Below are 18,210 nucleotides of genomic sequence, written 5' to 3'. Positions count from 1 at the left end.
ACCGGAACGGATGGGGCGTTAGCGCCGGTTGCTGCCGCGTTCGGTCGCCATGAGGGTCGTCATGCGCAGCGCCTTGGCCACGTTGGCGACCGCGGCGAACTGGTTGATGGTGGCGGATTCGTCGGCGCGGAGGAGGAGCGCGGTGCGCGTACCCTTCGCGTCGCGGATCGTGTTGAGCAGCGCTTCGCGCGGGACTTCGGTCTGTTCGACAAAAAACCGGCCGTCGTCCGTGATGATCACGGTCACGTAGTTCGGATCCGCCGGCGCGGAGGCATCCGCGTTGGGCAGATCCACCCGGATGCCGAACTGCGGGATGAAGCTCGACGTCAGGAGGAAAAAGATGAGCAGCAGCAGCACGATGTCCGTCAGGCCGGCGAGGCTGAAGGCGGACAGGGGCTTCCGGGAGGATGAAAACTGGAGCGGCATAGCGGATTATCCGTCGACGACCGGTGAGCGGCGCACGGCGTGCGCCGGCGAATCAGTAGGCGCGTTCAGCGCTGCGGGACGAGGACATCGGCACGGGCTCCTGGAGCAGATCGATGAAATCCGTGGCCGACCGCTCCATGTCGTTGACGAGTCGGTTGATCCGGTTGATCAGGAAGTTGTACAGGAAGATGGCGGCGATGCCGACCAGCAGACCCACCGCCGTCGTCACCAGGGCTTCCCAGATGCCGCCGGCCAGCACGCTCGGGTTGACGTTGCCCTGCAGGTTCTGGATTTCCTGGAACGCCTTGATCATGCCGATGACGGTGCCGAGGAAGCCGAGCATCGGCGCGATGCCGGCGATGCTCGCGATGATGTCCGTGCGTTTTTCCAGCTCGTAGGCTTCGTATTTGCCGGCCGCCTGCACGGCGTCCTGGATTTCGGCGATAGGACGCCCGAGCCGCTCGAGGCCGCGCTTCAGGATGCGCGAGATCGGGTTGTTCTGCGCCTCGCAGAATCCGATGGCGCCGCGGACGTCGCCGGCCTGGATGTAGGACCGGGTCCGATCGGTGATGAGGTACGGATCGGTCTGCGCCTTGCGCAACGTCCGCACCCGTTCAAAGAAAATCCAGATGGTCAAAATAGACAGAATGATCAACGGGATCATCGTCCATCCGCCCTGCAGCAACATATCCAGAATGCTGGCCGTCTCGGCCTGGGGTGCGCTTTGCATGGTCCCGAGCTGAGCGCCCGCCGTCTCCTGCAGATGAATGAATGTCATGTGTTAATCCAGTACGACCTGTGGCAAGGGTGGAAGGTAGAGGCCGGTTGGCTCCGGGGTTAGCGTGGAATCGAGATGACCCAGGCGTCGCCCGGAAGCGAACGCGCGTATTGCGCGACAGCCGTGGTGGCAGCCTGTCGCGAACCAAACTGTCCAACGCCGACGCGGAAGCGGGGGGTCCCGAAATCGTCGGTGCGGAGAATATCGACAGGAAAACCCTCATTGGCAAATAGCTGGGCGTACCGATTCGCGAGGGCTTCGGCTTCCGCCATGCTCTCGCGGGACGACACCACGATCGTCCAGCCGCCCCGTCCTTCGACAAAGCCGCGCGGCGCGGTCGCCGCGGGGGTGCCGGTCGGGGCGGTGCTCGCCGGCGCGGGCGTGTTCGCCGCCGGAGCGGTCGCGGCGCCCGGGTCGGTCGACGTCCCGTCGGCCGGCGTCTCCGCGTTCGTCTCGGCCGGCGTTTCCACCGGCGCGGGCGCCGGGTTGCGCGCGGCCGTCGGAGCCGGCGCCTCCTGTGTGGCGCCGGGGCCGAAGGGGAGCATGCCCTTCATGTAGGCATAGCCTCCGGCCGCAATCAGCAGCACGAGGCCGGCCAGACCGAGCCACAGCATCGAATTGCCGGAGCCGGAGCGGCGGCGTTCGTAGGGCCGGCGGTCGGCACGGGACGGACTGGCCTCCGCGGGACTCGCCGTGGCCGCGGGCGCGGCGGCGGCCGCAGCGGCGAGGCGTTCGGCGCCGCTGGAACGGTCCGGGCGCCCATCGCCCTGGCGCGCATCCGGCGGCAGGAAGATCGTTTCATCGGCCTCGGCGACATGCGCGCTCCGGAACAGCTCGTCTTCCGAGAACAGCGCGTCTTCGGCGTCGCCGCCGGCAGAACCCATCGCCGGCGAAAAGAGCTCGTCTTCGTCCCCGAAATCGGAAAGCGGATCCGGACGGCCCTTGCGGCCGCCGGGCGAATCCTCGAAAAACGGCGCATCTTCCAGCGGCGAGCTGGCCCACGTGGCCTCCTCGCGCATGTCGTCGTCGAACGACGCGCCAAAAAGTTCGCTCTCGCGCTCGGATTCAAAGAAGAACTCGTCCTCTTCGGCGCGTTCGCCGGCAAACGGCGAGGCCGGCGGTTTGGGCGGGTTCGATTCGTCCCATACCGTGTCGTCGATATCGAGCGGGGAATCGACCTCGAACTCCACCCCTTCGAGCTCTTCAAAAAATGGACTCCATTCTTCCTCGGACTCCCGGCCGTCCTCCTTGGAGAACAGCGGCGATTTCGGATCGTCTTCTTTCATAGGAATGGCCCCGTTCTCGTGCGCAGCGCTCGATTCAGGGGAGTTGGTGATGTCGTTGGCAAGGTTGGAAGAGGGATGGAGGACGGAGAAGTCAGCCTCTTCGAAGGGCGGCTCCGAGGATTCGCCGAGCGGGTGCTCGTTGGAATGATCGGGCAGGCCGTCCCAGAACGCCGCGTCGAGCGAGTCGCCGATCAGCGTGTCGTCAGCCGCAAGGTCGTCGAGGTTTGGAAGGGCCTCGTCAAAATCGGGGAGCGCGTCGCCCGAGATGCCGCGCAGATCCATGTCGGGGACGGAGACGCCGTCGGCGTCGTCCCCGTGGTCCTCCGCAGGCGGATTCGTCTTGAAGGCGACCTGCACGGTCTCCGTTTCCAGCGCGGCGAACCGGTTGTTCACCATCATGGAAAGACCCGCATCGGGACGGAAGCGGATCGCTTCATCCGTTGCATGGAGCGTGCCAACCCCGCGGATTTCAGCACGCTTGTTGTTGTTTATGTCAGCTTTAAGCTGCTCGACGAAGTCGAAGAGCGCCGCGCCGGCCTGATCTCGGCTGACGTTCAGGTGGCGGGCGAGTTGCTCGAGTAGGGGAAGAGCCATGACGATCGAGGCTTGACGCACCGGACAGGCGTGGGTACGGGGTGCGCGACTGGTTATTGAAAATCAGGGATGAAAATGACTTCATCGCGAGGCGGCCGCATGACGAGTTCGCCATCGGCGCCTTCAATCATTTCGCTGGAGCGGCGATCGACCCGAAACGTGCCCAGACCCGGAATATCCACCTGCTCGCGGCGAATCAACGCTTCGCGAATCACGTGCCCCAGGGCCTCGTTAAGCTGTTCGGACAGTGCATCAGACATACGCAGTGTCGGGGATTGGTTATGTACGGCAGGAAGCGCGGAAGTGACTTGAGGACAGCGCTCGGGCTGGAGCGATACCGCTAAGGCGCAAGATATACACTACTTAGGACAAAATAAACGCGGTTATAATGGCGAAAAACGGAAATAGGTTCCTGACAGCCTACCACAGTACGCGCAGACCGGCGGACAGCGTGAACGGCGACTCCGGATAATGCTCCCAGTATTCGAGGTCGCTGCCCAGCACGTTGTTCGCCCGCATGATCAGGGCCAGGCCCGGATTGATCTTGTGCGAGACCACGAAATCGAGCTCCAGGTAGTCGTCTACCTTGACCTCCTCGAACCGGCTGCGGTAGCGCGGGCTGTGGTAAGTCCCGATCCACTGCACGAGCGTCTTGCGCTTGTTGAAGAGGTACGAGATCATGCCGCGCCCCTCGACGGGCGAGAAATACGGGATCGAGGAGTTGCTGTCCTTGAAGCGGCCGTCGCGGTAGGTCGCGCCGACCTCGGTCTGCAACCCGAACGGGAAGACGAGCGAGACCGTGCCGCCGGCGTGGTAGATCTCGACTTCGTCATAGAAGACCGGGAAAATGCCGCGGCGGTAGTTGTAGCCGTCGGTCGCCGGGTCGGACTCGCCTTCGAAAAACTGGTAGTTGGGGATATACTCGTAGCCGCCCGAGGCGCCCATCTGGAAGACGCCGGCGAACCAGTCGAAGCCGGCGACCGCGTTGATCGGCCGAAGCGATGCCTGCAGCTCGGGCCGGTCCACCATGAACGGGTTGACCTGGTAGAGGTCCCAGAGCCTGTTGCGCATGAGGTCCGGGCGGTTGTGCGCGTAGATGTGCACGCCGCGGCCCGGATACAGATCGAGCAGCAGGTCGCCGGTGGCATAGGACTGCAGTTCGCCCTCCACATCCGAGAAGCCGAGGAAGCGCCCGAGCAGGGTCACGCGAAAGCTCTTGGCCAGATCGAGACGCAGCCCGGTTCCAAAGTTGAAGTCGTACAGCACGTCGCGGCTGAAGAACGCGTCGATGCCGGCGGCGCTGGCGTCGGTCTGCAGCAGCACCGATCCCAGGCTGAAGGGGATGTCGAGCTTGCCGGCCCACTCCGCCCGGTTTTCCGTCCGCTGCAGTTTGGAGAGCGGTTCGAGGTTGTTGTCGAACAGTTCGGTGCTGAACCGCGTGCCGCGCATCGTCAGCTTGAGGTCGAGCGCGGCGCGGGTTTCGGATTGCGATTTCAGCCAGAGCGATGCGGCGCCCATGCGCCCGTTGCGGTTCGGCAGCACGATCGGCGTCGCGTAGCCGCCGGCCTGCAGCAGGTTGGTGCCGAAAAGCGTGTACGCCGCGACGGCACCGTCCAGCCCGAGGCCGTACGCGAATCGGGGGCCCATGCGCCGCAGGCCGAGTTCGCCGCTGCTGACGTCGTACGGATTCTTCAATTCGGAGAACGCGTCGTCCTGGCTCAGCAGGTTGCCCTCGGTCCCTTCGTAGTCCACCTGGGCGTAAAACGAGGTGCGCCGGGTGACGGGGATGTTCATGCGCGCCACGAGGAGCCGGCTGAGGTAGCGGCCGGCGCTGGCTTCGAGTTCGCCGCTCAGCGGCTGCACGTCGCCGAGGAACGACACGCGCGGCGGCTCGGGTTTGCTCACCGTAGACCCGGGGAGATCGGCCTTCGCCTGTTTATAGTTCTCCGTCAGCGGCACGCGCGACGAAGGGACCTCCGGCACGCGCGGCGGCGGGTTGAAGCCGATCAGCGGCTGCCGCTGGAGCGAGGGGAAGCTGATTTCGAGCTGGCCGAGGATCTCCACCTCGCGCGGCGAGATATCCGGCAGGATGGTGCGCGACGTGTCCGCGTTTTGCGCAAACGCGGACAGACTCGGCGCCAGCAGGGCGGCCAGCAACAAGAGGCGTGTCATCAAAGGACTCATCAGAGGGATGCCTTTTCTTTAGCGGCACGGTCAGCATAAATCGTGCCTCGGAATTCTTCGAGAACGCGATCGTACATCTGGGCGGCGTCGCCCCGTTGCCCGATCGCCATAAAGGCGCGTGCTTGCGCCAGATAGCCTTCGGCCATCCAGTTGGAGTATCCGCTGAACAGCACCGGCATCCGGCCCAGCTCTTCGATGGCGGCGCGGGCCTGGCCCTGGCGCGTCAGCAGGTCGCCGAGGCGGTAGAGCGCTTCGGCGCCGGTCTCGTCAGGGCTGTCGGACGTCACCTGGCGGTAGAGCTGGATCGCCTCCATCGGCCGGCCGGACGCTTCGTAGACGCGCGCGAGGCCGAGCAGGGCGGGGCCCATCTGGATGCGGTTCGAGTTAGTGCTGGTGAGTTCGGTCAGCTGCCGTTCGGCCTCACCCAGGCGGCCGAGGTTCATGAGCGCCTTCGCCTGCCCGTAGCGCGCCTGCGCCATCAGGGCCGGCGTCGCCCCGCTCATCGTCTCCAGGTTCTTGAACAGATCGAGCGCATCCTGATTGCGGCCCTGGTCCAGATAGATCTGGCCCAGCTTCAGCGTCGCTTCCGGCCGGCGCTTGCTGTCCGGGTAGCGATTGACGATCTGCTGGAGGAAGGATTCGGCCTCCGCCGGCTTGCTGCGCTCGGTCAGGATCGTCCCGATGTAGTAGTAGGCGTCCGGCAGGAGTTTGATGTTCTCCGATTCGCGCACGAAACGTTGGAAATCGGCCAGCGCCTCGTCGGTCCGCCCCGTCTGGTACTTCACTTCCGCCTGGCGGAAACGCAGCTCGTCGGCCACGGGCGACGAGGGGTTCGCCGCGGTGAACTCGTCGATGATGCTCGAGGCGCGGGTCGGGTCGTCGAGGGCGTCGAGCGCGACCTGGATGCCCGCGGCCGCGTCGGCGGCGAAGGGGCTGTCGGGATACTCGCGCAAGACCTTCTCGTACGCCGCGACCGCCTCGTCGAGCCGTTCGGCGTTGAAGAGCGCGTCGCCGATGCCGTACTGGCTTTTGGCGGCGAGGGGGTCGCGCGGGTAGTTCTTGATGAGGCTCTCGTACGCGGAGATGGCCTGGGTGTAGTTCTGGTTCAGGAAGTAGAGATAGCCCAGGTTGTACTGCGCCTCTTCCTTCCAGTCGCTTTCCGGGAAGTCGCTGAGCAGCTTCCGGAACGTCGCGATGGCGTCCAGCTGTTCGCCGGCGTTGTTGTAGGCCTGCCCGATCTGGTAGAGCGCGTAGTCGTCGCTGTCCTGACCGCCCACCTGCTGATAGGCCTGGATGGCTTCGGGATACCGCTTCAGGGCGTAATAGCTGTCGGCCAGCCGGAGCTGGGCGTCGGTGCGGTAGGGCACATAGCCGTCGGATTCGCGGTATTCCCGCAGGAAGGTCCGGAATTCGGTGATGGCGTCCTGGTAGTTCGCCTGCTTGAAATAGGTCCAGCCCAGCGCATAATGCGCGGCGTCGACGTGTTTGCCGCCCGTGTTGCCGCGCAGGTACTGCCGGAACAGGCTGGCCGCCCGGTTCAGGTCGCCGGATTGATGGTAGCTTTCGGCCGCCCAGAACAGGGCGTCGCTGCCCCATTCCGACGTCGGCGCGCTGTCGTGCAGGCTCATGAACGCCGGCGCCGCCTCCCGGTAGTTCTCGTACCGGTACTGGAGCCACGCTTTCTGGAAGAGGACCTCGTTCTTGAGATCCGCCGGCGCGGCGTTCAGCGCGATGGCGCGGTCGAAGTTGCTCAGCGCCGCGTCGAAGTCTCCGAGCGCGATCATCGCGCTGCCGCGGCGGTAGAAGGCTTCGCCCCGTAGGGACGAATTCGGGTAGTCGTTCAGAAGCCGGCTGAACGCGTCGCGCGAGACCTCCCAGTTGTGCAGCTCATAGGCCGTCATGCCCAGCTCGAAGAGCACGGTATCGGCCATCGGGCTCCGGGGGAACTGGTCGGCGGCTTCGTGGAAGAGGTTCATCGCCTCGGGCAGGTTGCGGGCCAGCTTTGTGTTGACGGCCTGATAGTAGGCCGACTTGCTGGCCAGTACGTCCCGGCTGCCCTGTTTGGCGAGCCCGAAATTGTCCGCCGCCCACTGGAAGGCGCCCTGGAAGTGGTAGTTCCAGGCGAGGCCGTAGAGGGCGTTGCGGTAGTAGGGGCTGTCGGGGCTGCTTTCGGTGAACCGGCGGTAGTGCACGATCGCGAGATCGCTGTTGCGCATCTGGTTGTACGACTCGGCAAGCAGAAAATGCGCGCGGTCCTGCGAATAGCTGTCGAGGTTCGGCATGCGGCGGTTCACCTCGTCGATCGCGCGCTGGTATTCGCCCTGCTCGTAATAGACCTCCGCCAGGGCCAGTCCGAGCCCCTGGGTGTAGGTAGAGTTGGGATAGCGGGCGGTGAGCAGTTCGAAGAAGCGGGCCGCGGCGTCCGGCTCGCCCTGTTCGATCTGCAGGGTCGCGATGGCGTAGAGCGCGGTGGGCGCCGTGGTGGTCTCCGGATATTCGAGCGCGGCCCGCTCGTAGTAGCGGATCGCTTCGGGCACGTTGTTCAGATGCGTGGCCGACTCACCCATCCAGTACAGGGCCTTCGAGGCAACTTCATCGGGCGGAGCCTGTTGAATAACACGAGCAAGGGTAGTAATCGCCCGGTCGTAGTTACCCTTCGAATAATAATACGTGCCCAGCGCCAGCCGCGCGTCATAGGCGAGAGGATGCGATGGATATTGATCCTCGAACGTCGTAAAAAGCGCGATCGCCTGTTCCTCCCTGCCCACGATCAAGGCGGACTCGGCCTGGTAATACAGGGCCTCGGGCGTGCTGATGTGATGCGGGTACCGCGTCCTGAAGTCATCGAACGCGTCGATGGCCTGCACATACAGCTGGTCCGAGTACAGCTTGAACGCTTCGGTATACACCCGCTCCGGCGTTTCGGCCGCGAATTGCGCGTGAGCCTGCGACGGGACGCAGCAGGTGAGGACGAGCAGAAGGCCGAATATCAAACGTGCCTGAACCATCGTCGAAGGGCGAAAGGCGGTTGGCATGAACTGGAAAGGATGATGCGGGGAAACGGGGGCGTTTGCGGATAGCAAAGGAATATACATCCGGGCCAAACAAGTGACGACCATGAAAAAAACAAAGCACGAACCTACGCCGGCCGCGACGCGTTCCGGCCTCGATCGCGAGACGAACGGTCACGCGGATGCCGCCGATTCCGAGCCGGCACAGGAAGCGGCATCGACCGATGTGCGCGGAGAAGCGACCAGATGGGTACAGGAAAATCAGACACTGGCGCTGGTTGGCGCATTTGGTGTCGGCGTCTTTCTCGGGGTGCTGCTCCGCAAATAGCGTCGGTTGCGGCGCTGCCCATGATAAGAATCTCCGGTAAAGCAGTTCCCTTTCCCCCTTTAATAGCCTGAAAACACGACCATGAACGATACACCTCCCAAAACCGAAACGACCGATGCCCTTCCTGAAGACGGAGCGCAGGAGTCCGCATCCCGCGTGGACGCGATGCTGGACGAGGCGCGCACCGCGTACGAAAAGGCGCGTCAGGAAATGACCGAGGCCACGGAACGGCTTCGCGGCGAACTCAAGAATTTCGACGCCCGGAAAGCGGGCGAAAATGCGCGCGAGTGGGTCCGGGAAAACCCGGGTCTTTCGCTGCTCCTCGCCGCCGGCGCCGGGCTGGTGCTCGGCAAAACGCTTGCCAACGCGCTCCGCGAGGAGCCGCTCACGTGGCAGGATCGGGCACGGATGCGCGCCGGACGCCTGTCGAACGAGGCGCGTCGCTTCGCCGATGAAGCCTCGCAGCGGGTCTCCCGCCAGCTGAGCGACTCGGGCGACGAGGTATCGAACCACATCCGCTCGCTGGGGAGCCGGATGCAGCACCAGGCCGGCGAACTCTCCAGCACGCTGGCCCAGCACGCCGGCGAACTGAGCGTGGAAGGCCTGCGCCGCGCGCAGCACTGGCTCGCCTCGCTGACCGATTCCGCCGAACAGGCGACGCGCTCCCTCCAGAAAGCCACCCGCGAGGCCGCCTCCGCCGCCGGCCAGCATGTGCCCGACCGGCAATCGCTGCGCGACGGGGTCAACCGGGCCGTCCAGACGCTTTTTGGCGTCATCGCGTTCAAGAAGATATCGGACTGGATCAAGGAGCGCTATTAGCGGGTTTGCTAGGCCGTTCATCGAGCGGCGCCGGGACGCGCTGCTTCCCTCTCATTAAGGATTGCCGGCTGCAGCGCGCATCGGGGCGCCATCGCCGCCATCGTCATGGCGGCGCGGGTGAGCCTCGTGCCGGACGGTCGGGGAGTACAACGAAGCGTTGAGTATTCTCGCCATTGGAACCGTCGCCTTCGATTCCATCGAAACGCCCTATGGATCGGCTGACCGCGTGCTGGGCGGCAGCGCCACCTACATCACCCTCGCCGCGCGGTTCTTTTGCGAGCCGGTGCGGCTCGTCGGCGTCGTCGGGGCGGACTTTCCCGAGCCGTACATCGAGGCGCTGCGGGGCTGCGGCGTGGATCTCGACGGGCTGGAAGTCGACCGGGGCGGGGAGACGTTCGCCTGGGCCGGCCGGTATCATGACGACATGAACGGCCGCGACACGCTGGCCACGCACCTCAACGTGCTCCAGACGTTTTCGCCCAAACTCCCCCCGCGTTTTCGCGACAGCCGGATCGTCTGCCTCGGCAACCTCGATCCGACGATCCAGATGCAGGTGCTCGATCAGATGGAGAGCCCGGACCTCGTCATCTGCGATACGATGAACTTCTGGATCGACCATACGCCGGACGCGCTCCAGCGGCTCCTGGGGCGCATCGACTGCCTGATGATCAACGACGAAGAGGCGCGCCAGCTGGCCGGCGAGTCAAACCTGCTGCTGGCGGCGCGGGCCATCATGGCGAAAGGACCGCGGATCCTGGTCATCAAGAAAGGCGAACATGGCGCCATCGTGGTGGATGACGAGTCGGTGTTTGCCTTCCCGGCCTTCCCGCTGGAGCGGATCCAGGACCCCACCGGCGCCGGCGATACGTTCATGGGCGGCTTCGCCGGCTACCTGACGCGCGAAGGCCGGTACACGAGCGACAGCATCCGCCGCGCCATCCTGTACGGAAGCGCCCTGGCCTCGTTCACGGTGGAACGCTTCGGCCCCGAACGCCTGCTCCATCTGCAGGCTGATGAGATCAACGAACGCGTGGCGGCCTACCGGCGGATCACGCACCTGCCGGAGATCCTCCCGCTGCCCGGATCGAACGGCTCAGGCCACTGAGAGGAGCATCCGCGCGTTCGCGATCCACTTGGATTCGATCAGGCCGGCGTCCACGCCGAGTAGTGCGGACACGGCCCGCACGTCGGCCCGTCCCCACTGCGCCACCTGCTCGACCGACGTGTAGCCGAGTTCGGTGAGTGCGCGCTGCACGTGCAGATCCATGCCCGGTATCTCCGAAATCGGATGCGCCCCGCCGTGCAGGTCGAGCCGCGGCTTCTCGATGTAGAACGAAAGCGGCCGGAATTCAGGGACCGAATCCCCGGAGGCGGGCACGCTCGCGAACGCCATGCCCGGCGCGAAGCTGGAGTCCGACGCGCGCGCCGATTCGCGTTTCGATTGCCGCTCCTGCCGGCGCTGCTCGAGTTGCGCTTTTTTGCGCTCGGACGATTTGGCTTTCAGGAAGAACAGAAAAAACATGATGCTGGCGATGCACAGCGGAATCGCCACGGCTGTCGATAAGAGGGCAAATAAAGACATGCTCACTTCGTTGCTGCGTTGGTGACTTCTTACCCGGGAAGTACTTTCCTTGCCCCGGGCAACCCCTTCCTGATCGATCAGGCCCGGAGTTGCCGCATCGGATCACGGAGACCGGACAGGCTTCGGAATTTCATCGATTCCGGCATGAACAGCCTTCGCGCGCACCTGGATGTCTCTCAACACATTGGGGTAGAAATGGAGAAGCGCACAGCGCGGCAGACTCTATGCCGGACTGCGCGCAGGCGTACCTTCACGACCATGCGGGCGAGTTATCACGATGCTCGGCGCTTCTAAAAAGCGTGCTCATAGATACGACGCGCTGAGCAATCGATTAAGTAAGATCAAGCTTAATTCAGGTGCGCCATTTACGCAAGTATCCGTGTGTGAATTAGCCAGTCCCATTCAGTTTATCGTGAATTCCCCCGGCACGCGTCCAGATGCTCCGCCGGCGGCGTACCTTGCGGCGTTTCGTTCAGCCAGCCCGCATCGGTCATGTCCACAGGCACCGTTCGCCTCATAAATGCCGTTTTTTACGCCCATCACGGGGTCATGCAGGAGGAACACCGGATCGGGGGCCGCTATGAAGTGGATGTGTCGATGGACCTCGATTTCGAAGCCGCGGCCCGGGAGGACGACCTGACCCGCACGGTGGATTACGAGCAGGTCTACCGCCTCGTTCAGCGTATCGTTACGGAGAATCGCTTCTACCTCATCGAGAAACTCGCCTACCTGATCGGCGAAGAGGTGCTGAGCGCCTACGGGCACGTGGAAGGGGTCGAGGTGCTCGTCCGCAAACCAAATCCGCCCGTCGGCGGCACATGCGACCGCGCGGAAGCGCTGTATCGCTGCCGGCGCGCCGACTGATCCCCACGAATCCCCCCGGAAGCCGGGTCGTCAGCTATAGCGCTCCCAGGGTCCGGTGATGGCCAGAGTGAGCCCGTCGACCTGGATGTTGACGAAGAGGGTGGACCCGTCGGGGGAGAAGGTCGAGCCGGCGAACTCGGAGTCGCTCAGGGTATTCGCCGCAAACCGTATCACCTCGCCATCCGGCGTGATGCGCAGCAGATGCTGGCTGCCCGGACCGTCCTCGCACACGACGAGATCACCCCAGGGCGATACGGTGAGGTTGTCCGCATTTTCGACGATGGATCCGTCGTTGGGCTCGACGAACAGCTCGAGCGTAGCCGGATTGCGGGATTCCTGGGCCTTGCCCTCGGACGGGCTCGGCGTATACCGCCAGATCTGCCCCTTTTTCTCGCGTCCGCCATTCGTGCAGGCGAAGTAGATCGCGCCGCCGCCATACCACATGCCCTCGCCCCGGGCGAAGCGGGCCGCGCCGGCTTCGAACCCCCGGAAGCGCAGGTCGTCGTTGGGCGCTTCCACGTCGTCCAGATCCACCCATTGCACGGTCTGGATGGATCGGAGCGGGACGGCGTTCGGGTCAGCCTCCGGCCAGTTTCGCGTGTCGAGGGAAGGGCGGTCGACGATGGCCAGCGCCTGGAGCTTGCCCCCGCGGGCCAAGTCGCCGGGCGCGACCGGGATGTAGCGATAGATCAATCCGTCGTGCCGGTCCTCGGTCTGGTACACGATGCCGCTGGCCGGGTCTACCGCGATGGCCTCATGGTTGAAGCGGCCCATGGCCTTGAGGGGAACCGGTTGGAACAGCGCGGGCCTGACCGTCGCCGGCACCTCGAAGTTGAATCCGTGATCTTTCGCGTTCACCTCGCCGGCGCGCTCGACGGTCTCCTCGCACGTGATCCAGCTGTTCCAGGGCGTGGGGCCGCCGGCGCAGTTGCGCTGCGTGCCGGCCAGCGAAAGAAATTCCCGGACGACGGACTGGCTTCGCGTGTCGTACACGAGGGTCGTCGTACCGCCGAGCGACGGCGTGCCGTCCGTCCCGGGGTCGTAGACGAACGATCGGTCGATCCGGGAAAACAGCGCATTGTTTTCGCCATAAGCGCCCATCCCCGGCGTGACATCCACTTCATGATTCCGGACAAGGATCGTCAGGCCGTCAGGGCCCGGAAACGCCGCCATGCCATCGGGGCGCGCCGGCACGACGAACCCGTCGGCCATCGGGTCGCCCGCGCGGGAGATCACCCGGTAAGAGAAGCCTTCGGGGAGATCCAGGATCTGCTGCGGATCGGAGGCCAGATGCGGGGCATACCGACGCTCGGAGAGCCGGGAATCGACATGGAACAGGCGGTGCAGCCCGGCAAAACCCAGCGAAATGGAGCCGGCCTGCTTGAAAAAATAGCGGCGTGAAAACATGTGGGCGTCGTGGTTGAGTGGAATCCGACGGATGCCTGCGCTATCCTGAACGCAGGCAGGGCGACGAAGGGGAATATACACTACGCACCGGGATGGCCGCGGGCGGACCGGGGCGAAAAGGGGTTTTTTAACGATAGCATGATGCGCGTTGCATGGTACGAATGGATCTGAAAGCATGGGGCAGGCTCTGCCGTATGGCGCTCGCCGGGGTTTTTCTTACACTGCCGGCGACGGCCCAGCCGGCGCCGCTGCTTCGCGCGCACGCGCACAACGATTACGAACACGAGCGGCCGTTGCTCGACGCCCTGGAGCGCGGCTTTACGAGCATCGAGGTCGATGTGCACGAGCGCGACGGTGAACTGCTCGTCGGCCACGACGCGGATGACCTGTCGCCGGACCGCACGATCGGGTCGCTGTACCTGGCTCCGATCGCAGACCGCGCCGCCGCGCACCACGGGCACCTGTTCCAGGGCGACGTGCCGCTGCAACTGCTCGTCGACTTCAAGACGGACGCGGCCCCGACCTATGCGGCCCTGGAGCGTATCCTGGAAGCCTACCGGCCACTGCTCACCCGCTACGAGAACGGCGTAGTTTATCCGGGCACGGTCACCGTGGTCGTGTCGGGCAATCGGCCTCGCGAGGCGATGGAGGCGCAGCGCGTTCGCTACGCCTTTTACGACGGCCGGCTGGACGACCTGGACGACAAACCCCACGCGCCGGCCTCACTGATGCCGCTCGTCAGCGCGAGCTGGCGCGACATCGCTCCCACCGGCACCGCGTCACCTGGCCGCCGCGTGCGCCGGCGCATCCGCAACCTCGTCAACACGGCCCACGCCCAGGGCAAAAAGATCCGGTTCTGGGCCACGCCCGAGGATGAAGACCTGTGGCGCCTCCTCTACGACGCCGGCGTGGACTACCTCAATACGGACCGCCTGGACGCGATGAAGGCGTTTATGGAGCTGGAGAGGGAGGGGTAGAGGATTGAAGATCAAGGATTGAAGATCAAGGATCAAGGAGCAAGAAATGCATCCCTTGATGGTCGATCCTCGATCCTTGACCCTCGATCCTTGACCCTCGATCCTTGACCCTCGATCCTTGACCCTCGATCCTTGATCCTCGATCCTTGATCCTCGATCCTACCCCTCGAACCCCGAAAGCTTTCAGCTTTCGGGACCTAGTACAGGAAGCCGAACGACACGGTCAGCACGCGCTTCTCCGCTGAAAACCCGTACGTGCCGGTGAGGACGAAGGCGTCGAACATATCCAGCCATAGACCCCCGCCGTAGCCGGGATGCCAGACGCGGCCAGCGGAAGGGTCGGCCTCGGTCCAGACGCGGCCCACATCGAAAAAGCCGAGCGCGCCGAGGTGCCCGATGGCGATATAGGTGGAGAAGTCGGCGAGCTTGGCGCGCAGTTCGGTGTTGGCATAGGCGCTCGTGCGGCCGGCGAACCGGTTGCTCCGCCAGCCGCGCACGGTGGACCGTCCCCCGATGGTGTTGGCTTCGAAAAACGGGAAGTCGCCGAACAGGTGCGCCGCCCCGACACGGGAGGCCAGCGTGACCTGCGGGGAGAGGGAAGGGGACAGGTACAGCGACCATTCGGAGGCGAGGCGGCTGTAGACGGCGTCGGCGTGGAGGATGCCGGCGTTGAACCGGGCGTCGCTGATCCAGCGCATGCCCTGGCTGGGGTTGGCGGGCCGGTCGGTTTGATCGATCGTGAGCGTGGCGCTCGCGCCGGCGTACACCTGGTCGTCGAAACTCTCCGGCGAAATGCCCAGCTGGGCGATGATCCCGCCCGAGGCATCGGATACTTCCGTGAAGCGAACGTGGCCGCCCACGGCGAGCTGCGCCCCGGGCTCTCCGAAGATCAGCGCCGGCGCCAGCGTGGCCTGCGCGAGCCGGGCCTGGTAGTATTCGGCGTCCGCCACCGTGTTTTGCGTCTCGTTGCCGAGGCCGAAGTAGTTGCGGATGTTGCGCGGCGAGCGGATGCCGGCCTGCAGCGCCACGTCGGTGCGGCCCAGCGCATCCACGAAGAGCCCGTCGTAGAGGACATTGTAGGCCCCGGTCAGCGCCGCGGCGTTCGCAACCAGCCGATGGCTCGCGGCGAACGGCTCCTTGCGGAAGCCGTTCAGCACGATGCGTACGCCGCCGCCGACGTACACCCCGTCGTCGTCGTTGTAGCCGAAAAAGAGCTGGGGCAGGCGGACGTTGTACTGAAAACCGAGCGGGTCGTACGCGTTGACGGCCGGGTCGTCCGAGCGCACGATGCGGGTGCTGCGGCCGGCGTGGGCGACCGTGTTGCTCGCCCGGGTGTCGTAGTACACCGCCTTGACGCCGCCGGCGCGGACGGTAGACCGGTCGTCGAACGTGTCCTCGCCCTCGCCGCCCACGGCGCGGACGGCGATGCCGTGCCGCACATCGCCCGAAAAAACGAACCGGTCGTCGCCGTCGAGCCCGTAGAGGACCACTTCCCGGGTTTCGCTGCGCAGGAAGGTGCGGCGGTACATCTCGGATCGCGTTTCGCCCTTCCGGGTGATCGAGTAGACGACGACTTCCGTGCGCTCGTCGTCGAGCCGATGCACCTCGAAGCGTTCGTGTTTGTTGGATCCGAACAGGTCGACGCGTCGCGCCCCCATGAGGTAGTAGGCCTCGGCGGCGGCTGGCAGGCGGTCCCGCCGGGCCTTGAGCGTCGCCTTGAGCCGCGCGCCGTGGAACGCGACCACGGAGGCGGGCAGGGCGTCGATGCCCTGTTCGATGACGTCGTCCGTCAGGGCCGCCTGGAGCGATTCCGCCTGGGCGAGCCAGACGGCGCGCGAGGCGGGGCCGGTGAGCCGGCGATCCTGGGGCATGCCGTTCATCGTGAGCCCCTTGAGGTTGCCGAAGTCATCCGCGAACTGCTGGAATTTGGGGTCGAAGCCGATCCGTGCAAGCGACGGCAGGACCCCGTCGAACCGGTTGAACGCCCAGTCGCGGTCTTTCGGCACCGGGCGATACAGCTTGCCCTTTCCGTCGGTGTCGTCGAATTCGGCCCAGCGCCACTGGTTCTTGTGCCGGTCCCAGTCGCTCAGCAGGATGTCGAAGAGGCGCGCCCGCACGAAGGCCTCCACGTCGATGCGGTTGTCGTTGTCTTCCTCGATCTCGGCATACATCTTCTGCGCGCTCACCACGTCTTCCGAGCGGCCGACATTCGGGAAATCCGACATGTCCTCGTCGGGCCGGAGCTCGAACATCATGAGCTGCCCCCCGAAGGTCTCCCGATAGACACCCAGCCGCGGGTCGTCGGGCACGTAGACGAGGCGCGGCTCGGAGTGGTAGATGCCGGCGGCCCGCGCGAGCGGTGGAATGGCGAAGGCGCCGTAGGGGTGGATCGACGCGATCTGATCCTGGACGAGGTCGCGCGCCACCGTGTTGCGCAGCGCCTGCGGCAGGGACACCGACGGATCCTTGTCGATGGACCGCAACCCGTACTCTCGCCCGTCGGCGCCCCGGAGCCGGAGTGAAAACGTCTGCATGCCCCCCCCGCGCTTGACGGGAGTCAGGCCGCCCGCTTCGCGGCCGAGATCGAGATAGGGGACCGTGACGGGCAGCGCCCAGATGTCGCGGTTGTGCCGGCCCAGGAGAAATTCGTACACACCTCCACGGACGTAACCCGGGTTGGCCGCCAGCGTGCGGGTGCTGTCCGTGTAGTCCGGGTACGCGTCCGATGCCTGCGCGGGGACTTCGGGGTCGACCGCTTCCCGCGAGGGCCCCTCGACCTCGGCGCGGAACACGAGTTCGCCCTCGGCGCCGTCGGGCTCCCATACCTCCAGCCAGACCGACCCGTCATCGTAATAGTTGAGCGCCGTAAACCCGGTATTCATGTGCGTGAAGGCGGCACCGCCGCCGCGGGCGACATGCTCCGGACGCGCGCCGGCGCCGCTCACGATGTACCGGTGCCGCGGACCCTCGAAGTACTGCAGGCTGTGTTCGTGCCCGGCTGCGTAGATCAGCGATTCGTGCTCGCCGAACGCGCGCTCCAGCCCGGTTCGCATCGCGCGGTAGACCGGATGCGCGAGATCTTGCCGCGATCCGTACAAACGGACGAACAGCGGGTACAGCGAGCCGACGAAGGGGAGCGGGAGATACGCCCGGTCCCACAGCTCGGTCAGCGGGAAGAGGTGGGTCTTGAACGCGTAGCGGCCGGCATGCTGGGCGTTGGAATAGATCGGATGATGCCCCACCACCAGCACATGCTCGTCGTCATGGTCCCGCAAGACCTCGTCGAGTTCGAGCAGCACGTCGCCTTCTTCCTCGACCTCGAAGTCGCCGGCATCGCCCGTGGCGCGTTCGTGCCGCGTGAGCCACCACTCGGTGTCGAGGGCGACCAGCGTGATGGCCGGCGTCAGTTCGACGACCGCCGGCCCGGGGAATCCGTCGTCGGGCAAGAAGGTGTTGCCCCGATCGAGGTACGATTCGATGTACGCCTCCTCACGCGCCAGCGCCGCCCGGCCACCGCGCGCGCTGTTATTCCAGTCGTGATTCCCGGGGATGAAAACCACCCGGCCCGGGAAGTCGCGCACAGCGTCGAGCTGCCGGCGAAGGCGAAGCTCGGCCGTAGACCGATCCGGATGCGTCGAGTCCGGCAGGCCGCAGCAGTAGATGTTGTCCCCGAGAAACACGACGGCGCCGCGTTCGCCGGCCGCATCGAGTTTGGTACCGAGCAGCGGGAGGGGATCGGGATAGCCGTCGCGCGGCGGGCTGCCGGCGTCGCCGATGAGAAACACGCGGTAGGTGATATGGTCATCCGTCAGCGCCGGCGGGTTCGACCGCCAGTCGCGATGGGCGGGGGCCGTATACGGGCGGGCTGCAGTGCACCCTGCGAGGCCGAGGAGCAGGGCGAGACCGAGGCCGGCGGCGCACGAGGTCAGGGCGGAAGTAGGGCGGGTGGGCATG

14 protein-coding genes are annotated in these 18,210 nt (G+C 65.3%); 5 read left to right on the top strand and 9 right to left on the bottom strand.

Annotated elements, in window-relative coordinates:
* Window positions 1-18: 18 nt before the first annotated feature.
* The 6 genes from R2834_01650 to R2834_01625 form a co-directional block, all read right to left on the bottom strand.
* Window positions 19-426, bottom strand: coding sequence for a biopolymer transporter ExbD (locus R2834_01650; GenBank protein ID MEZ4699006.1), 408 nt, complete (start codon window positions 424-426; stop codon window positions 19-21).
* A 52-nt stretch (window positions 427-478) separates the two neighbouring features.
* A complete protein-coding gene (locus R2834_01645) occupies window positions 479-1,204 on the bottom strand; it encodes a MotA/TolQ/ExbB proton channel family protein (protein MEZ4699005.1) in 726 nt (241 codons plus the stop codon).
* A 59-nt stretch (window positions 1,205-1,263) separates the two neighbouring features.
* Entirely contained in the window at window positions 1,264-3,084 is a 1,821-nt protein-coding gene (locus tag R2834_01640; protein MEZ4699004.1) for an SPOR domain-containing protein, read from the bottom strand.
* A 53-nt stretch (window positions 3,085-3,137) separates the two neighbouring features.
* Window positions 3,138-3,344 carry an HU family DNA-binding protein gene (locus tag R2834_01635; GenBank protein ID MEZ4699003.1) on the bottom strand — a complete coding sequence of 69 codons (207 nt, stop codon included), beginning with the start codon at window positions 3,342-3,344 and terminating at the stop codon, window positions 3,138-3,140.
* A 160-nt stretch (window positions 3,345-3,504) separates the two neighbouring features.
* The gene (locus tag R2834_01630; GenBank protein MEZ4699002.1) at window positions 3,505-5,256 is read right to left on the bottom strand and encodes a hypothetical protein; all 1,752 of its coding nucleotides are present in this window, start codon (window positions 5,254-5,256) and stop codon (window positions 3,505-3,507) included.
* 11 nt (window positions 5,257-5,267) lie between these two features.
* Window positions 5,268-8,276, bottom strand: coding sequence for a tetratricopeptide repeat protein (locus R2834_01625; GenBank protein MEZ4699001.1), 3,009 nt, complete (start codon window positions 8,274-8,276; stop codon window positions 5,268-5,270).
* Window positions 8,277-8,385: 109 nt separating this feature from the next.
* Between R2834_01625 and R2834_01620 the strand changes: the two genes are divergently transcribed.
* From R2834_01620 to R2834_01610, 3 genes are all read left to right on the top strand, one after another.
* Window positions 8,386-8,607, top strand: a complete 222-nt coding sequence (locus R2834_01620) for a hypothetical protein (protein ID MEZ4699000.1) — start codon at window positions 8,386-8,388, stop codon at window positions 8,605-8,607.
* 81 nt (window positions 8,608-8,688) lie between these two features.
* Window positions 8,689-9,426 carry a hypothetical protein gene (locus R2834_01615; GenBank protein MEZ4698999.1) on the top strand — a complete coding sequence of 246 codons (738 nt, stop codon included), beginning with the start codon at window positions 8,689-8,691 and terminating at the stop codon, window positions 9,424-9,426.
* 157 nt (window positions 9,427-9,583) lie between these two features.
* The gene (locus R2834_01610) at window positions 9,584-10,531 is read left to right on the top strand and encodes a PfkB family carbohydrate kinase (protein MEZ4698998.1); all 948 of its coding nucleotides are present in this window, start codon (window positions 9,584-9,586) and stop codon (window positions 10,529-10,531) included.
* Here the strand turns inward: R2834_01610 and R2834_01605 are convergent.
* Window positions 10,520-11,008, bottom strand: a complete 489-nt coding sequence (locus R2834_01605; protein MEZ4698997.1) for a hypothetical protein — start codon at window positions 11,006-11,008, stop codon at window positions 10,520-10,522. The genes R2834_01610 and R2834_01605 overlap by 12 nt on opposite strands.
* A 492-nt stretch (window positions 11,009-11,500) precedes the next feature.
* Between R2834_01605 and folB the strand changes: the two genes are divergently transcribed.
* Window positions 11,501-11,872 carry a dihydroneopterin aldolase gene (gene folB, locus R2834_01600; GenBank protein MEZ4698996.1) on the top strand — a complete coding sequence of 124 codons (372 nt, stop codon included), beginning with the start codon at window positions 11,501-11,503 and terminating at the stop codon, window positions 11,870-11,872.
* A gap of 30 nt (window positions 11,873-11,902) precedes the next feature.
* Here the strand turns inward: folB and R2834_01595 are convergent, their stop codons facing one another.
* A complete protein-coding gene (locus R2834_01595) occupies window positions 11,903-13,279 on the bottom strand; it encodes a DUF839 domain-containing protein (GenBank protein MEZ4698995.1) in 1,377 nt (458 codons plus the stop codon).
* Window positions 13,280-13,440: 161 nt separating this feature from the next.
* Between R2834_01595 and R2834_01590 the strand changes: the two genes are divergently transcribed.
* Entirely contained in the window at window positions 13,441-14,256 is an 816-nt protein-coding gene (locus R2834_01590; protein MEZ4698994.1) for a phosphatidylinositol-specific phospholipase C/glycerophosphodiester phosphodiesterase family protein, read from the top strand.
* A 197-nt stretch (window positions 14,257-14,453) separates the two neighbouring features.
* On the opposite strand, the gene R2834_01585 is transcribed toward R2834_01590, so the two are convergent.
* Window positions 14,454-18,209 (bottom strand): BamA/TamA family outer membrane protein, encoded by a 3,756-nt coding sequence (locus R2834_01585; protein MEZ4698993.1) that lies wholly within the window; start codon window positions 18,207-18,209, stop codon window positions 14,454-14,456.
* Window position 18,210 lies beyond the last annotated feature (1 nt).

This window comes from Rhodothermales bacterium (assembly GCA_041391505.1).
Taxonomy (GTDB): Bacteria; Bacteroidota; Rhodothermia; order Rhodothermales; family JAHQVL01; genus JAWKNW01.
The sequence above is the reverse complement of the archived record's forward strand: the minus strand, read 5'-3'. Positions and strand labels throughout refer to the sequence as shown.